We start from the raw sequence: 19409 nt of genomic DNA on the forward strand, positions 1-19409 counted from the left end.
TTTGCAATCAATCCTTCCATTTTCCGAGAGAAGTATGGATCGCCTTGAAGCCATGTCGCTTTTCGTCGCCGCGGTGGAAGCCGGCAGCCTTTCGGCCGCCGGACGCCGTTTCGGCATCCCGCTGGCAACGGTCAGCCGCAAGGTCTCCGACCTGGAGCGGCATCTGAAGACGCGTCTCCTGAACCGTTCGACACGGCAGCTGATGCTGACCGACGCCGGTCACGCCTATCTCGCCGCCTGCCGTCGCATTCTCGAAGAGGTCGGCGAGGCCGAGCGTATCGCAGCCGGCGAATACAGCGCCCCGACGGGCGAACTGATCGTCACCGCTCCGATCGTCTTTGGCCGCCTGCATGTGCTGCCGGTCGTCATCGGCTTCCTCGCCGCCTACCCCGACGTGGCTATTCGCCTGATGCTCGCAGACCGGATAACCCAGTTGACCGAGGAGCATATCGATCTCGCCGTCCGTATAGGTGAGCTTCCCGACTCGAGCCTGGTGGCCACCCGCATCGGCTCGATCCGGCGCGTTGTTTGCGCGAGCCCGGCCTATCTGGCCGAGCACGGCACGCCGGGAACCCCGAAAGACCTCGCGGCACACAACTGCATCACTTTCGAGGGACTCACCGTTCCCGCCGCTTGGACGTTTGCCACCGGCAAGACCGAACTCGCTGTTCCGATCCGCTCACGGCTTCGGGTCAACACGGCGGAAGCGGCGATCGATGCCGCGATTGCCGGCGTCGGCATGACGAGGGTGCTCTCCTACCAGATTACGGCTGCGGTGCGCTCCGGCACGCTCCGCACCGTGCTTGAGCCGTTCGAGCCGCAGCCATGGCCGGTCAGCCTCGTGCATGCCGGCCAGGGTCTTCTGCCCCTGAAACTGCGTGCGTTCCTCGACTTCGCCGCTCCACGCCTGAAGAAGCGGCTGACGCAAGCGACGTGGCAGGCTTGACGAACGGACGGCGACCCATCAAATCGGCTCGATCTCCGTCTTCGCACCGTTTCCTTTTTGCCCGCGCTTGGTGTAACCAACGCACACTTCCTCACCGGGCAATTCCCACATGCTCCTTATCCGCTCGCTGGCGTTCAACCTCATCTTCTACGTCAATCTGATCGTCCAGATGGTCCTCTGGACCCCGTATTATTTCCTGTCGCCGCGCCACCGCGCCTGGTTCGTGCCGAAATTCTGGTCGCGCACCTCGATGTGGCTCTACGACAAGATCGCCGGCACCAAAAGCGAGATCACCGGCCAGGAGAATCTGCCCGAGGGCTCCTTCATCCTGGCGCCGAAGCACCAGTCGTTCTGGGACACGATTGCCTTCCTGCCGTTCCTTCATGACCCTGTTTACATCCTGAAGCGGGAACTGACCTGGATCCCGTTCTTCGGCTGGTACATTTTGAAAATGCGGATGATCCCGGTCGACCGCGGCAGCCGCTCGAAGGCGCTGAAAGCGGTGGTCGCCGCGACCAAACAAGAGCTGGCGCGCAATCCCCGGCAGCTGATCATCTATCCCGAGGGCACGCGCCGCGCGCCGGGCGACGAGCCGGCCTACAAATACGGCATCGTCGAGATCTATGCGCAGCTCGGCATTCCGGTGGTGCCGGTCGCCCATGTCGCCGGCCTCTATTGGCCGCGCCGGAAATTCCTGCGCTATCCCGGCACGATCAAGGCCCGCTTCCTGCCGCCGATCCCTCCCGGGTTAGACAAGCAGGAGTTCATGGAACGGCTGATCGGCGAAACGGAAGCCGCCTGCGACCAGCTGCTTGTCGAGGCGTCCCGTGCGCCTAACCCGCCGCTCTTGCCGCCGACGGCGGTGAAGCGGCTGAGGGAATTGGCCTCCGATAACCCGGCCTGAGCCGCCCGTCCGACCGGCACCATCCCTAGGGAATCACAGCCAGCGCCGTGGTCAGAACCAACGTCGCCGCAAACGTCAGGTTGATGATCCGCGAGGTCAGCGGTTTACGCAGAAAGCGCGCAAACGCCGCCCCGGCGAGAAGCCAAAGGGCATGGATGGCGACGATCATCGAGGCGAGGACCGCAAGCTTGAGCCCTGCATCGAGCTCATCGGTGGTAGACGTGCCGGCGAAGACGGCGGCTATCGCCACATAGGCTTTGGGGTTGGCGACGGCCAGAACAAACCCACCCCGGAATGTGGGAAGTGCCGCCCCGCCGGTACGCGCGGCCAAAGGCGGAGCCGTTGCTATCTTGAAGGCGAGGTAGAGGATGTAGGCTGCGGATGCGACCGCCAGGAGCGGTGTGAGCTTGGGCACAGAGGCAAGCATGGCCGTGATGCCGGTCGCCACGACCAAAAGCACGGCAACCGTACCAAGAATGATGCCCGAGGCGTAGCGAAGCGAACCGTGCAGACCGAAGGCGGCGCCAACGGCTGTGACGCTTATCGTGGCCGGCCCCGGGCTGCCCATCACGACCGCCGATGCCAGGATGAGCGCCAGCAATTGCCGCCATAGTTCCGGATGGGAAAAGACCTGCTCGGCCATCTGTATACCAGTATCCCGACGCGATGCGATCGATGGTATGGCAGGGCAGAGCAGGGCGTCTTGAACGATCGTGCGCGGGCACTCGGCGCAGGCCGCGCACGATCCTTGGCTGCCGTTTGAGCAGGCCGCCGCTTCGCGCTAGCGTCTACGCACTCGCGCTGTCGAGCTCGGCGATATCGTCCGGACCGAGCTTCAATGATGCGGCGCGGACGAGGCTGTCGACCTGGTCCAGAGTCGTGGCGCTGGCGATTGGCGCCGTGACGCCTGGCCGCGCGATCACCCAGGCGAGCGCCACGTCCGCCTGCTTGGCCGAGTGACGCGCCGACACCGCGTCGAGTGCCGCCAGGATGCGCATGCCGCGAGCATTGAGGTAATCTTTCACGTCGTCGCCACGCGCGCTTTTGCCGAGATCGGCTTCGCTGCGGTACTTGCCGCTCAAAAAGCCCTTTGCGAGGCTGAAATAGGTGATGACGCCGATATCCTCGGCCATGCACAGATCGCGGAGCGGTCCATCGAAGGAGGCGCGGTCATAGAGATTGTACTCCGGTTGCAGCACCGCGTAGCGCGGCAGGCCCCGCAAGCTTGCCACATCGAGCGCGGCGCGCAACTGGCCGGCATCGAGATTGGAGGCGCCGACATGGCGGACCTTGCCTTTGGCGAGCAGCTTTTCGTAGGCGCCGAGCGTTTCCTCATAGGGGGTGGCCGGGTCCGGCCAGTGCGACAGATAGAGATCGACGACATCGGTCTGCAGCCGCTTCAGCGACCCATCGATGGCCTTTTCGATATAGGCGGCGGAGAGGTCTTTCCTGCCCTGCCCCATATCCGACCCGACCTTGGTGACCACCACGACCTTGTCGCGGTTGCCGCGGCTCTTCATCCATTTGCCGATAATCGTTTCGGACTCGCCGCCCTTGTTGCCGGGAACCCAGCGCGAATAGGAATCGGCGGTGTCGATGGCGTTGAGGCCGGCGCCGACGAAGCGGTCGAGCAGGTCGAACGAGGTTTTCTCGTCGGCGGTCCAGCCGAAGACATTGCCACCCAGAACCAGCGGCGCGATGGACAGGTCGGTTTGACCGAGACGACGTTTCTGCAAGACTGATCTCCGTGGGAAATGGAAAGGAGTGGGCGAAAGCCCTCGCTTAACCTAGGTCTCACCGCGCCAAGGTCAAAGGCCTGGCCGTCCTTTCCAAAGGGCCAGCGCTTCACAAGGGCGCGATCCGCCGCGCCGATGTTCCGGCCGGTGACCTATTGGCTTTGGCGCCGGTATTCGCCAGGCGGCAGCCCGACCGCGCGACTGAAAAGCCGGCTGAATGAGGCCGTATCCCGGTATCCGACCTGGTAGCATATTTCCGAAATACCGAGTTTGGTGCTTTCAAGAAGTGTTTTCGCGGCCTCAAGGCGCCGGTCCTGGATCCATCGGCCGGGAGTGGTGTGCAATTCATCGGAAAACCGGCGCGCCAGCGTTCGCGGCGACAGACGGAGCTGCGATCCAAGAAAGGCAAGGTCGAGCGCTCCGAGCTGTTTTCTGGACAAGGTTTCGAGCCTATCGCGGAACGGCTCTTGCGAGGGCAGCAGATCGGTGAGCGGGAACTCGTACGGGGTCTGGATCTGCCGCGACGGCGGCAGCACCAGCAATTTGCGAACCAGGCGCTCCTCCCTGGCGAAGCCAAGATCCCGCAGCAGCGCCTTGCCGAGCTCCAGGCCCGAAAAACCGCCGCCGCAAGTGTAGATCCGTCCGTCCCCGATCAGCACACGTGAAGCGTCCCAACGCACCTTCGGAAAGCGGCGCTGGGCATCGGTCTTCAGCCACCAGGAGATCGTCGCGCGCTTTCGGTCGAGAAGACCGGCGTCTGCCAGGAAGTAACCGGCCCCGCAATGCGCGGCGATGATGGCGCCGTCGCGCTGCGCGCTTGCGATAAGCGGCGCGGCATGGCGGCTCTCTTCCTCCAACGCCGCAACAAGCTCCGGGATTTGCATACCGGGCATGGCCAGTAGGATCAGCAAGTCCATGCGCCGCGAAGGTTCGCGTCTGGTGTGAAAGGAGATTCCAGGCGTCGTCGTGGCGTCGGCCTGCCGTGCCACGAATTCGAAGGAAATCGCCGGCGCGCCGCGAATGGTGTTCACCAGCTCGAACATTTCGACAAGTGTCGCGGCGACGGCCGAATAGAAGGTCGACGGCAGCCAGATCACGGCGTGGACGGGACGATAGTCCAAGGTGCCTCCTTTGAACAGTTGGCAAGTTTAGCACATAGATTGTCAAATCTGCCAATTCCGATTTTTGCCAGCGACCTTAGGTTCCGCGACCGATGCAAACACCGGTGCTGCAATCTGGTGACGGCCAGGCTGCTTGCCCAAGATCGCCCATTACTGGAGACCGACATGAAAGCAGTTGTATTCGACGCAATCGGCTCGCCGCGGGAGGTGCTCTATCTCGGCGATGTGCCCATGCCGCGAATTGGCGACGGCGAGGTGCTGGTCAGGATGGTCTCCGCCTCGGTCAACCCTGGCGACTTCCTGTTCATCCAGAACCTCTACCCCGAACCGAAGAAGCCGCATTTCCCCCGGCAGGTCGCCGGAAACCATGGCGCCGGCATTATCGAGGCCGTGGGCGCGAACGTCGCTTTGAAACCGGGCACGCTTGTCGCATTCAGCTACTACAATAGCTGGGCCGAATATGCGGCCATTCCGGCCGAATGGCTTATCCCGCTACCCGCCGACTATCCGCTCGAACGCGCCGGGCAGATGGTGAACCCCATCACCGCCTGGGACCTGCTTGCGGATTCCCGTGTTCAGGCTGGACAGTGGCTGGCCGTTACGGCCGGCTACTCGTCGGTTTCGACGATGGTGATGCAGTTCGCCCAACGGCGCGGCATCAACGTGATCGCGCTCGTGCGACGCTCTCATGACAGGCTGGATCTGAAGCGGCTTGGTGCCACCGCCGTCCTCGACCTCTCGGATTTGAAGGTCGGTATCAGGGATGCGGTCATGGAAATAACCGGCGGCGCCGGGCTGAACGGGATTATCGATAATGTCGGCGGACCCGTCAGTGGCGAATTGATCCGCGCCCTCGCTATGGGCGGACAGATGGTCATCAATGGCGGCATGAGCGCCGAGCGTTTCGAACTGCACAATTTCGACGTGCTGCTGAGCGGCGTCGAGATCAGGGCAAATATCTACCGCTATTTCTTTTCGCCGCCTGTCGAAGCCGACCGAGCAGTTTTGCGCGAGATTGTCGACATCTTCGGCCAACCCGATTTCCATGTCCCAGTCGGCGGCATCCATCCGCTGGCGGGATTCGAGCTCGCCGTGACAAACAGCCTGGACCGCGCCGATCTCGGAAAGCAGATTTTCAGAATGTAGCCCGGACCACGATCCGAACCGAAGGTACCGGTTTTCGGACGAGATCATCAAACAACGAAAAAGATCACGACCCGATCCGTTTCCCCACCTCTTCCAGCCAGTAATCGCGGATACCCAGCGCCTCGAGGTGCTCCAGCGTGCTGAGTACGTAGTCCTCGTTCCTTCCCGACTGGCCGACGGCGCCGTGAACGACGGTCGCCGCGTCCGCCGCATCGAGCGCGCCGGCATATTGCTCGTGGGTGCGGTCGACGACATAGGCGACCGCCGGGACAATCTCGCCCCCGTTCGTATCGCCCACGTTCATGCCGTCATTGTCGAGGCGAATGCTAAGCATGCGCTCGAGATAGACACTGGTGACCAGCTCGCGCTCGCGCAGATAAGTGATGACTTCGGTGCGCAGCTCGCCGGGGACGCGGAAAGCCAGCCCGACGCAGGAGCCGCCACGGTCGAGGCCGAGCACTAGGCCGGGCCGTTCGCGCGTGCCGCGATGCACGAATGAGTAGACGCACAGCGACCGGCGATAGCCGTGGAGGCGGGCGCGCCGTGTCTCGACATGCGCAAATCCCGGCCGCCAGATTAGCGACCCGTAGCCAAAAACCCAAAAATCGCCCATATCGCCAAGCCTGGTTGCGGCACTGCACTGGAATCGGTGTTTTTAAAATCCGTCTCCATCTACCTGATGTTGCCGGAAACGACAGCCTCTGCAACACGCGCTAACGAAAGCCGCAGCATGACGTCGAGTGACGAGCGCCCGCCGAATTTTCGCCGCCGCCTCTTCTGGCTTGGCGCTTTGATCGTCGTGCTGTTCGGCATCTACAGCGCCGGCTGGTTCTACCTGGCAGACAAGGTCAAGAGCGAAGCCGCCAAAGCCGTGGCCGAGCTCAACGGCAATGGCATCGAGGCTGACTGCGCCAATCTCACGGTCAGCGGCTATCCCTCGAGCTTTGCCGTTTCCTGCAACAGCCTGGCATATCAGGACGACACACGGAACGTCGCCGCCTCGCTCGGCAGCGTCAACGCGGTTACGCACATCACCCAGATCCTGTCGCCTGGCGCCGACCTGCGGGGGCCGCTCAGGACCTCCGTCCCGGGGATGGCGCCGCTGTGGATCGACTGGGACACTCTGCGAGCGAACCTGAAACTGTCCTGGCCCCTGCCCCGGCGCGTTTCGCTGGAGGCCGAGGGCCTGTCCGGCCAGACCGATCCGGCTGATGGCACCGACCCGGTCGAACTGTTCAGCGCCGGGACGGCGGCCGGACAATTGCGTCCGAACGGTCAGGACATCGACTATACCGGGAGCTTTACCGATCTCGAAATCGATCCAGGGGCGATCGATGGCCGCGTGCTGCCGCCGCTCGACGGTAGCGGCGACCTGACGCTGAAGAACGGCGTGGCGCTGATCCAGAACCAGCCAAAGAGCCTGCGGGGCCAGGCGGTTGATATCGGCAAGCTCGATCTGTCGTCGGGGACCGCGCGCATCACCGTTTCCGGACCGGTTTCCGTCGATGCCGATGGGCTGATCGACGCCGACCTGATGATTAGGCTTAGCGACCCGAAGGCCGTGGCGGCAATCCTCGGCAAGGCCATTCCCGAGCAGAAGAGCCAGATCAAAACAGGCTTTGCCGGACTGGCGCTGCTTGGCAACGAACCGTCGATGCCCCTCAAGATCGTCAAGGGCAAGGCCTCGCTCGGTTTTATCCCGCTGGGCAGGATCAAGCCGGTCGATTAGACCATGATTGCGAACCTACAGTTCGCAATCATGGTCAAACAGGAAGATAGATGAACAGCCCGGTGAAGCTCCTGAGTGTTGGCGCGCTGACGCTCGATACGATCCTTCGCGTCGACGCGCTTCCGCAACATCAGGGCAAGTTCATCGCGTCCGACGGCGTCCAGATCGCCTCGGGCATGGCTTCGAGCGCGGCCTGCGCCGCACGCCGCCTCGGCGCGGACGTATCGCTGTGGGCGAGTGCGGGGGACGACCTGGTCGGCGACCAGCTGGTCGCCGGGATCGAGGCCGAGGGCGTCGATTGCGGCTTTGTCCGGCGCGTCAGCGGCGCGCGGTCGGCACTGTCGGCCATCTTGGTCGACACGCATGGCGAGCGCATCATCATTCCTTTCTATGACAAGCTCGCCCAGGCCGACCCCGAGGCCCTCCCCACCCGAGATCTCGCTGCATTCGACGCCGTCCTGGTCGATGTGCGCTGGCCGGGTGCAGCAGCCCTGGCCCTGGCGGCTGCGCGCGCAATCGGCCGTCCGGCCATACTGGACGCCGACACCGCGCCACGGGACGTGCTGGAACGCCTGTTTCCGTTGGCCTCGCACATTGTCGCGTCGGAGCCGGCAGCGTTCATCCTCTGCGGCGAGGAGCAAGGTCCGCAAAAAGCCTGTGAAACGCTGGCCCGGCGCACCGATGCATTTGTTGCGGTGACGGGCGGCGCTGCGGGAACCTGGTGGTTCGACCGTTCGGCGGGTTCCGTGCGCCATGTCGCAGCGCCAAGGATCAAGGCAGTGGATACGCTTGCCGCCGGCGACGTGTTTCACGGCGCCTTTGCCGTCGGGCTGGCGGAGGCCATGCCGATCGAACGGACATTGCGGTTTGCCAGCGCCGCCGCCGCGCTCAAATGCCAGCGCTTCGGCGGCAGGCTGGGCGCGCCGGACAGGGCCGAGACACTGGCGATGATGGCGGCTCACTGGCCGGCGGACTGACGGCCGGCGGTCGAGACAGACTACTGCTTTGCGGGATGCTCGACCGCTTGCCGGCCAAAATCCGGTACGTCGATGTCCTGGCCGGCCTCGATGATCGAGCGGCGGACGGCGCGGGTGCGGGTGAAGAGGTCGAACAGCTTTTCGCCGTCGCCCCAGCGGATCGCCCGCTGCAGCGAGGCCAGATCTTCCGAGAACCGCGCCAGCATTTCGAGGATGGCATCCTTGTTGTGCAGGCAGACATCCCGCCACATGGTCGGGTCGGAAGCGGCAAGGCGGGTGAAATCGCGAAAGCCGGAGGCCGAATATTTGATGACCTCGGATTTTGTCACCGACTCCAGATCGTCGGCAGTGCCGACGATGTTGTAGGCGATGATGTGCGGCAGATGCGAGACGATGGCCAGTGTCATGTCGTGATGCTGGGGATCCATCGTGTCGATGTTGGAGCCGCAGCGGCGCCAGAATTCCGACAGCTTTTCCAATGCAGCGGGATCGGTGTCGGGCAACGGCGTGAAGATGCACCAGCGGTTTTCGAACAGCTCGGCAAAGCCGGCATCCGGACCCGATTTTTCGGTGCCGGCCAATGGATGGCCGGGAATGAAGTGCACGCCATCGGGCACATGCGGCTCAATCTGGGCAATCACCGACGCCTTGGTCGAGCCGACGTCGGTGAGGATGGCGCCCTGCTTCAACGCCGGTGCGATTTCCTCGGCGACCTCGCCCGAAGAGCCGACCGGCACCGAAACGATGACCAGGTCGGCATCGCGAACCGCCTCTTTCGCGTCCATCGTGTAGGAGGAGCCCAGGCCGAGTTCCCTTGCCCGCGCCAGCGTCGTTTCGCTGCGTGTCGAGATGGCGACGTGGCGGGCAAGGCCTTCGCGGCGGATGACGCGGGCCAGCGACGAGCCGATCAGGCCGATGCCGACCAGCGCGATCTTTTCGAACATCGGTGATGTCATTGTCTTAGCTTTTCAGAAATGTCGCGAGGGCGGCGACAACGCCGCGATTGGCCTCTTCGGTGCCGATGCTCATGCGCAGTGCATTCGGGAAACCGTAGCCGGAAACGCGCCGCAATATATAGCCGCGCGCGGAGAGGTAGTCATCCGCAGCTGCCGCTGAATGCTTTTTGTCCTCGGGAAAGTGGATGAGGACGAAATTGCCGACGCTCGGCGTCACCCGCAGCCCGAGCTTGGTCAATTCCTCACTCACCCATGCCAGCCAGGTCTCGTTATGCGCCACGCTGCGCTCGACATGGGCGCGGTCGCGGATCGCGGCAATGCCGGCCTCGATCGCCGTCGCGTTGACGTTGAAGGGACCGCGCACGCGGTTGATCGCGTCGATGATATGCATCGGCGCGTACATCCAGCCGATCCGCGCGCCGCCGAGGCCGAGCTTGGAGAAGGTGCGGGTCATGACCACGTTTTCCGTGCTGCCCACCAGTTCGACGCCCGCTTCATAATCGTTGCGGCGGACATATTCGGCGTAAGCGCCATCCAGCACCATAAGCACGTTTCGAGGCAGGCCTGCATGCAGGCGGCGCACCTCCTGGAACGGCAAATAGGTGCCGGTCGGGTTGTTGGGATTGGCGAGGAAGATGATCCTGGTGCGCGGCGTCACCGCAGCGAGGATCGCATCGACGTCGGCGCGCTCATTGGTTTCCTTGACCGACACCGGGACAGCACCTGCCGACTGGATGTAGATCTTGTAGACCATGAAGGCATGTTCGGTGATGACGGCTTCATCGCCGGGCGCGAGATAGGTCTGCGCCAGCAGGCCCAGAATCTCGTCGGAGCCGTTGGAACAGACTATGTTGGCCGGGTTGAGGCCATGCACCTCGGCGATCGCTTCCCGCAGGCGCCTGGCGGTGCCGTCGGGATATATGTCGAGTTTGGCCGCAACGTCGCGAGCGGCCTCTATCGCCTTGGGCGAGGGGCCGAGCGGGTTCTCGTTCGAGGACAATTTATGGACCTTGGCGGCGCCGGCCGGCGCCGTGCTTTTGCCCGGCACATAGGCTTCGATGTCCATGATCCCCGCGCGGGGCGTTGGACGTGCCTGATCCGATGCCTGGTTCATATCGTAAAAATCCGTCGAGAACGCTTCCGCCTGGAAAGCCGCAGCGGAAATACAAGCCGTGGCCCGGAATGTCGAGAGGCGGCAATCATGGGGCTGGCCGTTGACGCCGAAGCGCGCCGGCCCTAGAAGAGGGGCGAAATTCCGTGGTGATTTGGCCGGTCGGCTTGCAGCCACGTTAAACAACTTGCTAAAGGGCCGTTTGCATCCTGTAACCGGCTTTGCGAATGCAATGCCGGTTTTTTGTTTGTCCGTAGCCGGCCGGACAATCGCATCGACCCGAAAATCGGTTCCGATTTTCGGAAAAGCGCGATTGGTTGATGTAAGAGGATGCGATGGTCGCGGTGCGCACTAAAAGAACCAACAACGAGGCCGACGAGCCGTCGAGCCCGGTGTTGCGTTTTGGTGTCGACAAGCCGCTCAAGCTCGACGCCGGCACGCTGCTGTCACCGTTCCAGATCGCCTACAAGACCTACGGCACGCTCAACGACGCCCGCTCCAACGCCATTCTCGTCTGCCATGCGCTGACCGGCGACCAGCATGTCGCCAGCACCAATCCGGTGACCGGCAAGCCGGGCTGGTGGGAAGTGCTGATCGGCCCCGGCAAGATCATCGACACCAGCCGCTTCTTCGTCATCTGCTCCAACGTCATCGGCGGCTGCCTCGGCTCCACCGGCCCTGCCTCGACCAATCCCGCCACCGGCAAGCCCTACGGGCTCGACCTGCCGATCATCACCATCCGCGACATGGTGCGGGCGCAGTTGATGCTGGTCGACCATTTCGGCATCGAAAAACTGTTCTCGGTGCTCGGCGGCTCGATGGGCGGCATGCAGGTGCTGCAATGGGCGTCGAGCTATCCGGAGCGCGTTTTCTCGGCACTGCCGATCGCCACCGGCGCCCGCCATTCCTCACAGAACATCGCCTTCCATGAGGTCGGCCGGCAAGCGGTGATGGCCGATCCGGACTGGCATGGCGGCAAATATTTCGAACAGGGCAAGCGTCCTGAAAAGGGACTGGCCGTGGCGCGCATGGCCGCTCACATCACCTATCTGTCGGAGGCGGCCCTGCACCGGAAATTCGGCCGCAATTTGCAGGATCGTGAAGCGCTCACCTTCGGTTTCGACGCCGACTTCCAGATCGAGAGCTATCTGCGCCATCAGGGCATGACCTTCGTCGACCGCTTCGACGCCAATTCCTACCTCTACATGACCCGGGCGATGGACTATTTCGACCTCGCCGCCGACCATGGCGGACGGCTGGCCGACGCCTTTGCCGGCACCAAGACCCGTTTCTGCCTGGTCTCCTTCACCAGCGACTGGCTGTTCCCGACCGAGGAGAGCCGCTCGGTCGTCCACGCGCTGAACGCGGCCGGCGCCTCGGTGTCCTTCGTCGAGATCGAGACCGATCGCGGCCACGATGCCTTCCTGCTCGACGAGCCGGAACTGTTTGCCGCCATCAACGGCTTCATCGCCTCGGCGGCTCGCGCCAGGGGGCTCAGCGCATGACGTCCGAGGATTGCAGACTTTTTGGACCGGCATCATGAGTGTCAACCACGCCCAGCGCGTCGACCTCGAAGTCGTCGCCGATCTCATCCCGGCGCAGTCGCGGGTGCTGGATGTCGGCTCCGGCGATGGCCTGCTGCTCGAATTGCTGCAGGCGACCAAGCAGGTCGACGGCCGCGGGATGGAACTGTCGCAGCGCGGCGTCAACGAATGCGTGGCGCGCGGCCTATCCGTCATCCAGGGCGATGCCGATAAGGACCTCAAATTCTATCCCGACAAGGGCTTTGACTTCGTCGTCCTGTCGCAGACCTTGCAGGCGACCCGCAACCCGAAGCTGGTGCTCGACGAGTTGCTCAGGATCGGCAAGCACGCCATCGTCTCCTTCCCCAATTTCGGCCATTGGCGGGTGCGCGTTTCGCTGTTCCTCGACGGGCGGATGCCAGTGACCAAGGACCTGCCCTATTCCTGGTACGACACGCCCAACATCCACTTCTGCACCATCCGCGACTTCGTCAATCTCTGCGACGAACTCGGCGCAACGGTGGAAAAGGCAACAGCGCTCGACGCCAATGGCCAGAAAATCGGCCTGTCGATGCCGTGGTGGTTCTGGAATTTCTTCGGCCAGCAAGCGGTGTTCCTGCTGAAACGGTAGCTCGCTCCAAGGATTGCAGTGTTTCTTGATCAGCAGGCGTTGCTATGTATAACTAACCCGAACCGGTATCGTCGCGAGCCGCGTCGAACAAAGTGACCTCTGATAAATTTTGCGGTGTAAAGATGGTTGAAGAACAGCCAACTTATTCCCTCGTTGTGGAAATGGAGAACGCCAAGTCGATCGACTGGGACGAGATCGGCGTTGGGTTGACTGCCTTGGCTCGCGAAATCGCTGCGGTTTCCTCAGCTGGTTTTGCAAGGCCGCAAGTTGTCATTTCTCACAGCGGGCGAGACTCGGACGCTGCCTCGCTACGTAGCAGTATCTCAAATGAGGCGCCGCAGTTGGAACAGGTTGCCGACCTGATTTTCACCGCTTGTCCAGGCGGCCGATATTACGACGTCAAGAACAACGGCATCCTGTCAGCCGATGGAGACATCGTCATCTTCATCGACTCGGATACCGTGGCAGAATCGGGTTGGCTTCCAACTCTGCTTGACCCGTTTCAAGATCCTGAAATTATTTGCGTGAACGGATATACATATCTTTCATACGATGATTTCTTTTCAAGGACGTTCGCCCTGATTTGGTTTTTCCCAATGCCTCAGGGCGACGCAAGATTTGCTTCCAAGCGAGCTATAAACGCCAATAACAGCGCTTTTCGGCGCGACTGGATTGTCAATCACCTCTTTGCGAAAAACAATGGATTCAAGGTTTCCTGCACTTTGCTGACACATGAACTTCGACGTGAAGGTCACAAAATTCTGAACGTCAACGCACGCGTCTATCATTACTCGCCACGTGGTTGGCGGTTCTTTTACTGGCGCGCGTTGGTAACGGGCCGCGATGCCGACCGGAAGTTTGTGGAGCTGAAGTCGCCCAGCCGTACGCAGCGGATTGTGAAATCCTTCAGCCGATGGTTCACCATGTCCTGGCGCACAATGCGACGTATAACCGGCCATGCCCGCCAGACAGGCATGCCGCTTTGGCAAATTCCATTCTCCCTGATTGTCGGTCTGGCATTCTACAGCTTGGCGTTTTGGGGCCAACTCAGTTTCGCTGCGGGTCTCGTTGGCGACGAAATCGAAGTCGTGCCTGACTATGTCGGACACAGTTAGGTGCCGCTGCGTTCGTGGTTTCGCTCGTTCCTTGAATCCGTCCGCCGGCAGTGAACTCCCGGCGTACAAGCTCCGCCTCGATAGTTTGTGATGACATGATCGCTTCTTTTTTGTAGCGTCGAATCGAACGCAATCCTGGGACGGGCATGAACGGCGATCAGCTAATCCATTCGATGGCTGCGGAACGCGGGGCATAACTGAGGCGATATGCCCGAGACGGACGCCGCTCCCCTCATCACGGTGGTCACGCCCACCCACAACCGGCGCAGCAAAGTCTTGCGCGCCGTGGAGAGCGTGCTTGCGCAGAACCTTACCCGCTTCGAGCACATTGTTGTCGACGACGGCTCGACCGACGGTACGGAAGCGGCGCTGACTGCCATCCGCGACCCCCGCCTCATCTATGTCGGTGCGAAATGGCGAGGTGCCAACGCCGCTCGCAATGCCGGGATCGAACGGGCGCGGGCGCCTGTGGTGACATTCCTGGATTCCGACGACGTTTACTTGCCGAACCGGCTGGAGCGGACGCTGGCGTGGTTCGACGAGAATCCGACGCTTGACGTCCTCATCAGTTCGTTTGTTTCCCTAAAGGGGGACCGCAGCACCAACTGCATCAACCGCGGCGCGTTCCTGACCCGGAACACGCTGGAAAGGGCGTTGGTCGCGCAGACGATCTTCATAGCCGGATCGGCGATTACCGCCCGGCGCGAGGCATTGCTGGCGATCGGCGGCTATGACAGCGACATCGCACGGATGCAGGATCGCGAATTGCTGTTGCGCTTCGCCGGGCGCACTGGCGCGCAACTGTCAGAAGAGGTCGACTGGAAAAAGTACAATTCGGAGAATTCGATTTCACGACAACGCGACGGCTATGTCGAAGCCTACGCAAACCTGATCTGCAAACACCCCTACATCATCGACCGCTATCCCGATATTCCACCTTACATGATTGCACGGCAGATTATCGCCGATACGATAAAGGGCAGGATTTCCCAGGCATTTGCCGGCTATCTGGCCAATCGGTCGTCGAAAGCGCTCGGCTATTCGCTGCCACAGCTGTTGCGCGGCTATGTCGGCGGCCGGCGCTGGCGTCGTGATCTCTACGACGAATTTCGCGCCAAGTATGGCGCGCGGCCGGCCTGAGCCAAACAGAGCCCATTACGGCGAAACAAAAACCTGACTACTTCCCTCCATGGGCTGCGGCGACGGCCGGAGGCGGTTCGATTGCGCCGGCCCTGACACGGACTGGCTTGAGGGCGGGCCGTTCGACGTCCTTCACGATAGCCAAGGAGCGCGGAAAGAACTCCATGTCATGCTGGCCACGACCGATATTGAGAATCGCGACATCGGCAAGACGTGTCTCCAGCATCGACAGCACCCGCCTCAGCGTCGCACCGTCGAACGTGTCCAAAGCCTCGTCGATAATGACCCATTTCGGCTGCCGCAAGACCAGCCGGGCAAAGGCAAGCAGGCGCTGTTCGTCTTCGCTCAGTTCACGCTCCCAGCGCGCGGAGCGATCGAGCGAGGACGACAGACGCTCGAGGCCGACCTCGGCAAGCACAGCCGATATCTCGGCATCGCTGACCGCGGCATTGGCGTGGTCAAGCACCTCGCGCAGTGTGCCGAGCGGGAAATAGGGCTTGCGGGGAACGAAGGCGGGCACCTCTCCGGCCGGCATGCCGATCCGCCCGCTTCCCCACGGCCACAGACCGGCAATGGCGCGAAAGAACAGCGTCTTGCCGGCGCGCGGATCTCCGGTGATCATGACGCGCTCGCCGGCGCGGATTTCGACATGGGGCTCGGCGAGCTTCGTACATCCGTCCCGCGAGGCAATTTCCAGTTTCTCGAAAGTCAGCCTGCCATTCGGATTTTCGCCGATCTTGATGCGTTCTTCGGTGTCGTGCAGTGCATCGGTTTCGACAAGCGCGATGCGGAAATCGGCGACGCGCATCAGCGTGGCGCGCCAATCGGCGATACCGCTGATGTTGTTGATGAACCAGCGCAACGAGGAATGCACCTGATTGAAGGCGCCGACAGCCATCATCAGTCCGCCGAAGCTGATATCGCCGGCGAAATAGACCGGCGAGGCGACAAGGATCGGCGCGACGACAGTGATCCAACCATAGGTGTCGGTCACCCAGGAAAGATTGATCTGGGCGCCATAGATGCGCCGCATCGCGCCCAGCACGGTGCCGAGGTCGAGTTCTAGCCGTCGTCTCGCGTCGGCCTCGCCATGCGCAAGCGCGATGGCGTCGACATTCTCATTGACGCGGACCACCGAGGAGCGCAGCTCCGCTTCACGCGTATAGCGGTCGCTGTTGAAGCGGATGAGCGGCCGTCCGACCAGCCAGCTCAGCCAGGAGGCGGTGCCGGCATAGAGGATCGCGGCCCACACCATGTAGCCCGGAATGGCCAGCGAATAGCCGCCAAAATGGAAAATGAAGCCCGAAGACAGCGACCATAAGACGCCGACGAAGGAAACAAGCAGAATGGACGACTGCAACAACCCTATGCCGAGGCCGGTGGAAAGGTCGGAGAGATGCCCGGCATCCTGCTGCAGGCGCTGGTCGGGGTTGACGCCGATGGCTCCGGCGTTGGCAAGCCGGAAGGCGCGGGCCGGTCGCATCCATTCGCCGATCAGATCGAGCGTCAACGCCTCACGCAGCTTCAGCCGGATCGTCTGGTCGAGCCAGGTCTGGCCGACATTGAGCACCACAAGCCCGCCGGCGATGCCGGCAAAGATCATAAGCTGGTGCAGGAAACCCTGCATGTCGCGCCGCGCCAGCGCGTCGTAGAACGGCTCGTTCCAGCGATTGAGCAGAACCTGCCCGATAGAGGTTGCCACAATGACGGCGACTATGCCGACGCAGGCCCAGAGCAGTTGTTTGCGGATCGGCGAGGTCGTCAGCGCCAGCCTGATTGTCGCCAGTTGGTCGCGCAGGCTGCTGGCCTCGATCGACGTGGCGACCGTCTTGGCGCTGGCCTCGACATCCAGGTGATCAGCCATTGGTGAGGTCCTTGAATTCGGAAGCGGTGCTGAAACCGGTGAACAGGTCGATTCAATCGGGTGGCGAACCCGTCCTCGACAGATAGGTGAGAAAAAGCGCGATTCCGATCACGAAAATGTCATCGGCGGGCCGGCAATGTTGTGGTCTCGGTCCGCGATATCCGGCCGAGCCTGGTGGCGCCATGCGGCGAGAAAACAGGTACGAAGACGCGGCGAGAGGCACGCTGCGCGACCGGCACGCCCTGATAGAGACGCTTCTGTGCCTCAACCACGATGACGCCGGAAAAGATCGGCCAGAGCCTGCGGCCGGCGCGCTCCAGCACGTTGTGGAGCTGCATCATGAAGCGTCGCCGCGATGGCGGGAAAAACAGGGCATCTGACCAGGCGGCGGGCGTGAAATTTGCTTCGCGCAGCAATTCGGTGAGCTGGCCGCGTGAGAATGGCCGGCCGCTGCCGAACGGCGTATGCTCGAAACGGGCCCAGACGCCGCGCCGGTTGGGCACGACGATGACGACGCGGCCGGCGGGCGACAGCACCCGCCAGATTTCGTTCAGCGTCTCACGTGGATTCTCCGCATGTTCGAGCGAATGGACGAGCAGCATGCGGTCGATCGAGGCATCGACCAGCGGCAATTCCTCATCGAAGACCAGCGCGGTCGCGGTCGGCCCCGTGGTCGGCCAGACCACCGCGCCTTGCGTCGCCGGCATGAAGGCAAAGACACGCTCCGCATCGGTGCCGAACCGCTCCAGCCATGGCAAGGTGTAGCCAAGCCCAACCAGCCGCTCGTTGGGCACGACGGCCCATATCGAGGACAGCGCCATGGTGATCGACCGTTCGGCCAATCGCCCGAGCGTGGTCGAATAGAAGGAGCGAAGGTCGACGATATCGGAATGCATGCGCGGGACGGTATCTTCGATGCCGTTCAAGTTCAACAAAGGCGGATGACATCCACGAGCAAGCGCCCTATGTCTGCGGCGACAACTGCATCGTCCTAAATCTGTTTCGATTTCGGGGAAGCACGATGCAGCCGATAAAACGTGTTAGAGCGTCCTTTGTGCGTCCAACTGGACGCACGGCGCTCTGGAGCAATTCCAGGAAAAGTGTGAAACGGTTTCCCGGGGAAAGCGCGTAGCACTTTCCCTAGGGAATTGCGCAGAAACAAAGAGCAGTGGAGAGACGCCATGCCGGTTGAGATCGAACAGTTCATGTGCCGAAGCGACAATTTCGGTGTGCTGATGCATGACCCCAAGAGCGGCCAGACGGCGATTATCGACGCGCCGGAGGAGGCGCCGATCCTGGCTGCGATCGAGCGTACCGGCTGGACGCCGACGATGATCCTGACCACCCATCACCATGTCGACCATGTCGAAGCCAATCTGGCGCTGAAGGAGCGTTTCAAGCTGCGCATCGTCGGACCGGAGGCGGAAAAGGCCAAGATCCCCGGCATCGACGAAACCGTCGAGCAAGGCTCGGTCATCCACCTTGGCGAGGAGAGGATTGATGTGATCGCCACGCCCGGCCACACGGCGGGCCATGTCTCCTATCATCTGACGGGGTCGAAAGTGGCGTTCACCGCCGACACGCTGTTTGCGCTCGGCTGCGGCCGGCTGTTCGAATGCAAGCCGCCGGTGATGTATGATTCGCTGAAGAAGCTGGCCGCCCTTCCGGCCGAAACGGTCGTCTATTGCGGCCATGAATACACGCTCGCCAACGCCCGCTTCGCGCTGACGGTCGACCCGACCAATTCGGCGCTGAAGGAACGCGCCGCGAAGATCGAGGCGCTGCGCGCCGACGACAAGCCGACGCTGCCGACCACGATCGGCGAGGAATTGTCGACCAATCCGTTCCTGCGCTGGCACGACCCGGCAATCCGCAAGCATCTCGGCATGGAGAAAGCCACCGACGCCGAAGTGTTCGCCGAGATCCGCAAGCGCAAGGACAATTTCTAGAGCACGATCCCGAAAGTGGAGACCGGTTTTTGGGAAAAACCCGATGCTCGAACAAAAAGCCGTGCTAGCCTGAACGCATGACCAGCGCCGCCGAAATCATCGCCACGCTCGGCCTGAAGCCGCATCCGGAAGGCGGCTGGTATGCCGAGACGTTTCGCGATGACGCGGAAGGCGGACGCGGCCATTCGACCGCGATCTATTTCCTTTTGGAGGAAGAGCAACTGTCGGCCTGGCATCGGGTCAGGGACGCGGCCGAGGTCTGGCATTTCTATGCCGGCGCCCCGCTGGCGCTGTCAATGCACCAGGAAGACGGGCCGGTGATCGAACAGGTGCTGGGCACGGCTCTGGCCGCCGGCGAGCGCCCGCAGATCGTCGTCCCGGCCGGCTGGTGGCAGTCGGCGCGCAGCCTCGGCGAGTGGACGCTGGTCGGCTGCACCGTGGCGCCAGGCTTCGATTTCGCCGCTTTCGAACTGGCCGAACCCGGCTGGCAGCCGCCCCAGGGTTGAAACCCAATCGCTTCGAACGACGGAATTCGACTGCTGAACGCGACGAGGTAAGCTT

At 62.4% G+C, this 19409-nt stretch carries 19 protein-coding genes and 1 riboswitch; of the genes, 11 read left to right on the forward strand and 8 right to left on the reverse strand.

Annotated elements, in window-relative coordinates; genetic code table 11:
- The first annotated feature begins 34 nt into the window (after window positions 1-34).
- Both NKH73_RS27030 and NKH73_RS27035 read left to right on the forward strand, forming a co-directional pair.
- Window positions 35-946: a LysR family transcriptional regulator gene (locus NKH73_RS27030; protein ID WP_352937476.1), complete on the forward strand. Its 912-nt coding sequence runs from the start codon at window positions 35-37 to the stop codon at window positions 944-946.
- Between the two features lie 109 nt (window positions 947-1055).
- A complete protein-coding gene (locus tag NKH73_RS27035) occupies window positions 1056-1850 on the forward strand; it encodes a lysophospholipid acyltransferase family protein (RefSeq protein WP_352937477.1) in 795 nt (264 codons plus the stop codon).
- Window positions 1851-1875: 25 nt separating this feature from the next.
- Here NKH73_RS27035 and NKH73_RS27040 read toward each other — a convergent pair whose 3' ends face one another.
- The 3 genes from NKH73_RS27040 to NKH73_RS27050 form a co-directional block, all read right to left on the reverse strand.
- The gene (locus tag NKH73_RS27040) at window positions 1876-2493 is read right to left on the reverse strand and encodes a LysE family translocator (RefSeq protein ID WP_352937479.1); all 618 of its coding nucleotides are present in this window, start codon (window positions 2491-2493) and stop codon (window positions 1876-1878) included.
- A 145-nt stretch (window positions 2494-2638) separates the two neighbouring features.
- Complete coding sequence (locus NKH73_RS27045; RefSeq protein WP_352937481.1) at window positions 2639-3586, reverse strand: aldo/keto reductase; 948 nt, start codon at window positions 3584-3586, stop codon at window positions 2639-2641.
- 152 nt (window positions 3587-3738) lie between these two features.
- Entirely contained in the window at window positions 3739-4707 is a 969-nt protein-coding gene (locus NKH73_RS27050; RefSeq protein WP_352937482.1) for a GlxA family transcriptional regulator, read from the reverse strand.
- A 165-nt stretch (window positions 4708-4872) separates the two neighbouring features.
- On the opposite strand from NKH73_RS27050, the gene NKH73_RS27055 reads away from it, so the two are divergent.
- Window positions 4873-5853: a quinone oxidoreductase family protein gene (locus NKH73_RS27055; RefSeq protein WP_352937484.1), complete on the forward strand. Its 981-nt coding sequence runs from the start codon at window positions 4873-4875 to the stop codon at window positions 5851-5853.
- A gap of 64 nt (window positions 5854-5917) precedes the next feature.
- Here the strand turns inward: NKH73_RS27055 and NKH73_RS27060 are convergent, their stop codons facing one another.
- Window positions 5918-6466 (reverse strand): gamma-glutamylcyclotransferase, encoded by a 549-nt coding sequence (locus tag NKH73_RS27060; protein WP_352937486.1) that lies wholly within the window; start codon window positions 6464-6466, stop codon window positions 5918-5920.
- 117 nt (window positions 6467-6583) lie between these two features.
- Between NKH73_RS27060 and NKH73_RS27065 the strand changes: the two genes are divergently transcribed.
- Window positions 6584-7582 (forward strand): DUF2125 domain-containing protein, encoded by a 999-nt coding sequence (locus NKH73_RS27065; protein WP_352937488.1) that lies wholly within the window; start codon window positions 6584-6586, stop codon window positions 7580-7582.
- 50 nt (window positions 7583-7632) lie between these two features.
- On the forward strand, window positions 7633-8559 hold the full coding sequence (locus NKH73_RS27070; RefSeq protein WP_352937490.1) for a sugar kinase: 927 nt from the start codon (window positions 7633-7635) through the stop codon (window positions 8557-8559).
- A gap of 20 nt (window positions 8560-8579) precedes the next feature.
- On the opposite strand, the gene NKH73_RS27075 is transcribed toward NKH73_RS27070, so the two are convergent.
- Window positions 8580-9515 (reverse strand): prephenate/arogenate dehydrogenase family protein, encoded by a 936-nt coding sequence (locus NKH73_RS27075; RefSeq protein ID WP_352937492.1) that lies wholly within the window; start codon window positions 9513-9515, stop codon window positions 8580-8582.
- A gap of 4 nt (window positions 9516-9519) precedes the next feature.
- Window positions 9520-10629, reverse strand: a complete 1110-nt coding sequence (hisC, locus tag NKH73_RS27080; protein WP_352937494.1) for a histidinol-phosphate transaminase — start codon at window positions 10627-10629, stop codon at window positions 9520-9522.
- A 133-nt stretch (window positions 10630-10762) separates the two neighbouring features.
- Window positions 10763-10840: riboswitch (SAM riboswitch) on the forward strand.
- A 121-nt stretch (window positions 10841-10961) separates the two neighbouring features.
- Here hisC and metX point away from each other — a divergent pair.
- From metX to NKH73_RS27100, 4 genes are all read left to right on the forward strand, one after another.
- Window positions 10962-12131: a homoserine O-acetyltransferase MetX gene (metX, locus tag NKH73_RS27085; RefSeq protein ID WP_352937496.1), complete on the forward strand. Its 1170-nt coding sequence runs from the start codon at window positions 10962-10964 to the stop codon at window positions 12129-12131.
- A 34-nt stretch (window positions 12132-12165) separates the two neighbouring features.
- Window positions 12166-12780: a methionine biosynthesis protein MetW gene (metW, locus tag NKH73_RS27090; RefSeq protein WP_352937498.1), complete on the forward strand. Its 615-nt coding sequence runs from the start codon at window positions 12166-12168 to the stop codon at window positions 12778-12780.
- A 122-nt stretch (window positions 12781-12902) separates the two neighbouring features.
- Entirely contained in the window at window positions 12903-13895 is a 993-nt protein-coding gene (locus NKH73_RS27095; RefSeq protein ID WP_352937499.1) for a glycosyltransferase family 2 protein, read from the forward strand.
- 207 nt (window positions 13896-14102) lie between these two features.
- On the forward strand, window positions 14103-15035 hold the full coding sequence (locus tag NKH73_RS27100) for a glycosyltransferase family 2 protein (RefSeq protein ID WP_352937501.1): 933 nt from the start codon (window positions 14103-14105) through the stop codon (window positions 15033-15035).
- 37 nt (window positions 15036-15072) lie between these two features.
- Here NKH73_RS27100 and NKH73_RS27105 read toward each other — a convergent pair whose 3' ends face one another.
- The gene (locus NKH73_RS27105; RefSeq protein ID WP_352937503.1) at window positions 15073-16899 is read right to left on the reverse strand and encodes an ABC transporter ATP-binding protein/permease; all 1827 of its coding nucleotides are present in this window, start codon (window positions 16897-16899) and stop codon (window positions 15073-15075) included.
- 119 nt (window positions 16900-17018) lie between these two features.
- On the reverse strand, window positions 17019-17795 hold the full coding sequence (locus NKH73_RS27110) for a class I SAM-dependent methyltransferase (RefSeq protein ID WP_352937523.1): 777 nt from the start codon (window positions 17793-17795) through the stop codon (window positions 17019-17021).
- Between the two features lie 285 nt (window positions 17796-18080).
- Here NKH73_RS27110 and gloB point away from each other — a divergent pair, with 285 nt between their 5' ends.
- The gene (gloB, locus tag NKH73_RS27115; RefSeq protein ID WP_352937504.1) at window positions 18081-18848 is read left to right on the forward strand and encodes a hydroxyacylglutathione hydrolase; all 768 of its coding nucleotides are present in this window, start codon (window positions 18081-18083) and stop codon (window positions 18846-18848) included.
- Between the two features lie 77 nt (window positions 18849-18925).
- Window positions 18926-19354 carry a cupin domain-containing protein gene (locus NKH73_RS27120; protein ID WP_352937506.1) on the forward strand — a complete coding sequence of 143 codons (429 nt, stop codon included), beginning with the start codon at window positions 18926-18928 and terminating at the stop codon, window positions 19352-19354.
- The last annotated feature ends 55 nt before the right edge of the window (window positions 19355-19409 follow it).

The sequence above is a fragment of the Mesorhizobium sp. M0938 genome, from assembly GCF_040319125.1.
Lineage (GTDB): Bacteria > Pseudomonadota > Alphaproteobacteria > Rhizobiales > Rhizobiaceae > Mesorhizobium > Mesorhizobium robiniae.

Coding starts and splice junctions, on each gene's coding strand:
- NKH73_RS27065 (WP_352937488.1), top strand. CDS start 6,584: ATGACGTCGAGTGACGAGCGCCCGCCGAATTTTCGCCGCCGCCTCTTC.
- NKH73_RS27100 (WP_352937501.1), top strand. CDS start 14,103: ATGCCCGAGACGGACGCCGCTCCCCTCATCACGGTGGTCACGCCCACC.
- hisC (WP_352937494.1), bottom strand. CDS start 10,629: ATGAACCAGGCATCGGATCAGGCACGTCCAACGCCCCGCGCGGGGATC.
- NKH73_RS27040 (WP_352937479.1), bottom strand. CDS start 2,493: ATGGCCGAGCAGGTCTTTTCCCATCCGGAACTATGGCGGCAATTGCTG.
- NKH73_RS27070 (WP_352937490.1), top strand. CDS start 7,633: ATGAACAGCCCGGTGAAGCTCCTGAGTGTTGGCGCGCTGACGCTCGAT.
- NKH73_RS27060 (WP_352937486.1), bottom strand. CDS start 6,466: ATGGGCGATTTTTGGGTTTTTGGCTACGGGTCGCTAATCTGGCGGCCG.
- metW (WP_352937498.1), top strand. CDS start 12,166: ATGAGTGTCAACCACGCCCAGCGCGTCGACCTCGAAGTCGTCGCCGAT.
- NKH73_RS27095 (WP_352937499.1), top strand. CDS start 12,903: ATGGTTGAAGAACAGCCAACTTATTCCCTCGTTGTGGAAATGGAGAAC.
- NKH73_RS27110 (WP_352937523.1), bottom strand. CDS start 17,795: ATGCATTCCGATATCGTCGACCTTCGCTCCTTCTATTCGACCACGCTC.
- gloB (WP_352937504.1), top strand. CDS start 18,081: ATGCCGGTTGAGATCGAACAGTTCATGTGCCGAAGCGACAATTTCGGT.
- NKH73_RS27075 (WP_352937492.1), bottom strand. CDS start 9,515: ATGACATCACCGATGTTCGAAAAGATCGCGCTGGTCGGCATCGGCCTG.
- NKH73_RS27105 (WP_352937503.1), bottom strand. CDS start 16,899: ATGGCTGATCACCTGGATGTCGAGGCCAGCGCCAAGACGGTCGCCACG.
- NKH73_RS27120 (WP_352937506.1), top strand. CDS start 18,926: ATGACCAGCGCCGCCGAAATCATCGCCACGCTCGGCCTGAAGCCGCAT.
- metX (WP_352937496.1), top strand. CDS start 10,962: ATGGTCGCGGTGCGCACTAAAAGAACCAACAACGAGGCCGACGAGCCG.
- NKH73_RS27035 (WP_352937477.1), top strand. CDS start 1,056: ATGCTCCTTATCCGCTCGCTGGCGTTCAACCTCATCTTCTACGTCAAT.
- NKH73_RS27055 (WP_352937484.1), top strand. CDS start 4,873: ATGAAAGCAGTTGTATTCGACGCAATCGGCTCGCCGCGGGAGGTGCTC.
- NKH73_RS27030 (WP_352937476.1), top strand. CDS start 35: ATGGATCGCCTTGAAGCCATGTCGCTTTTCGTCGCCGCGGTGGAAGCC.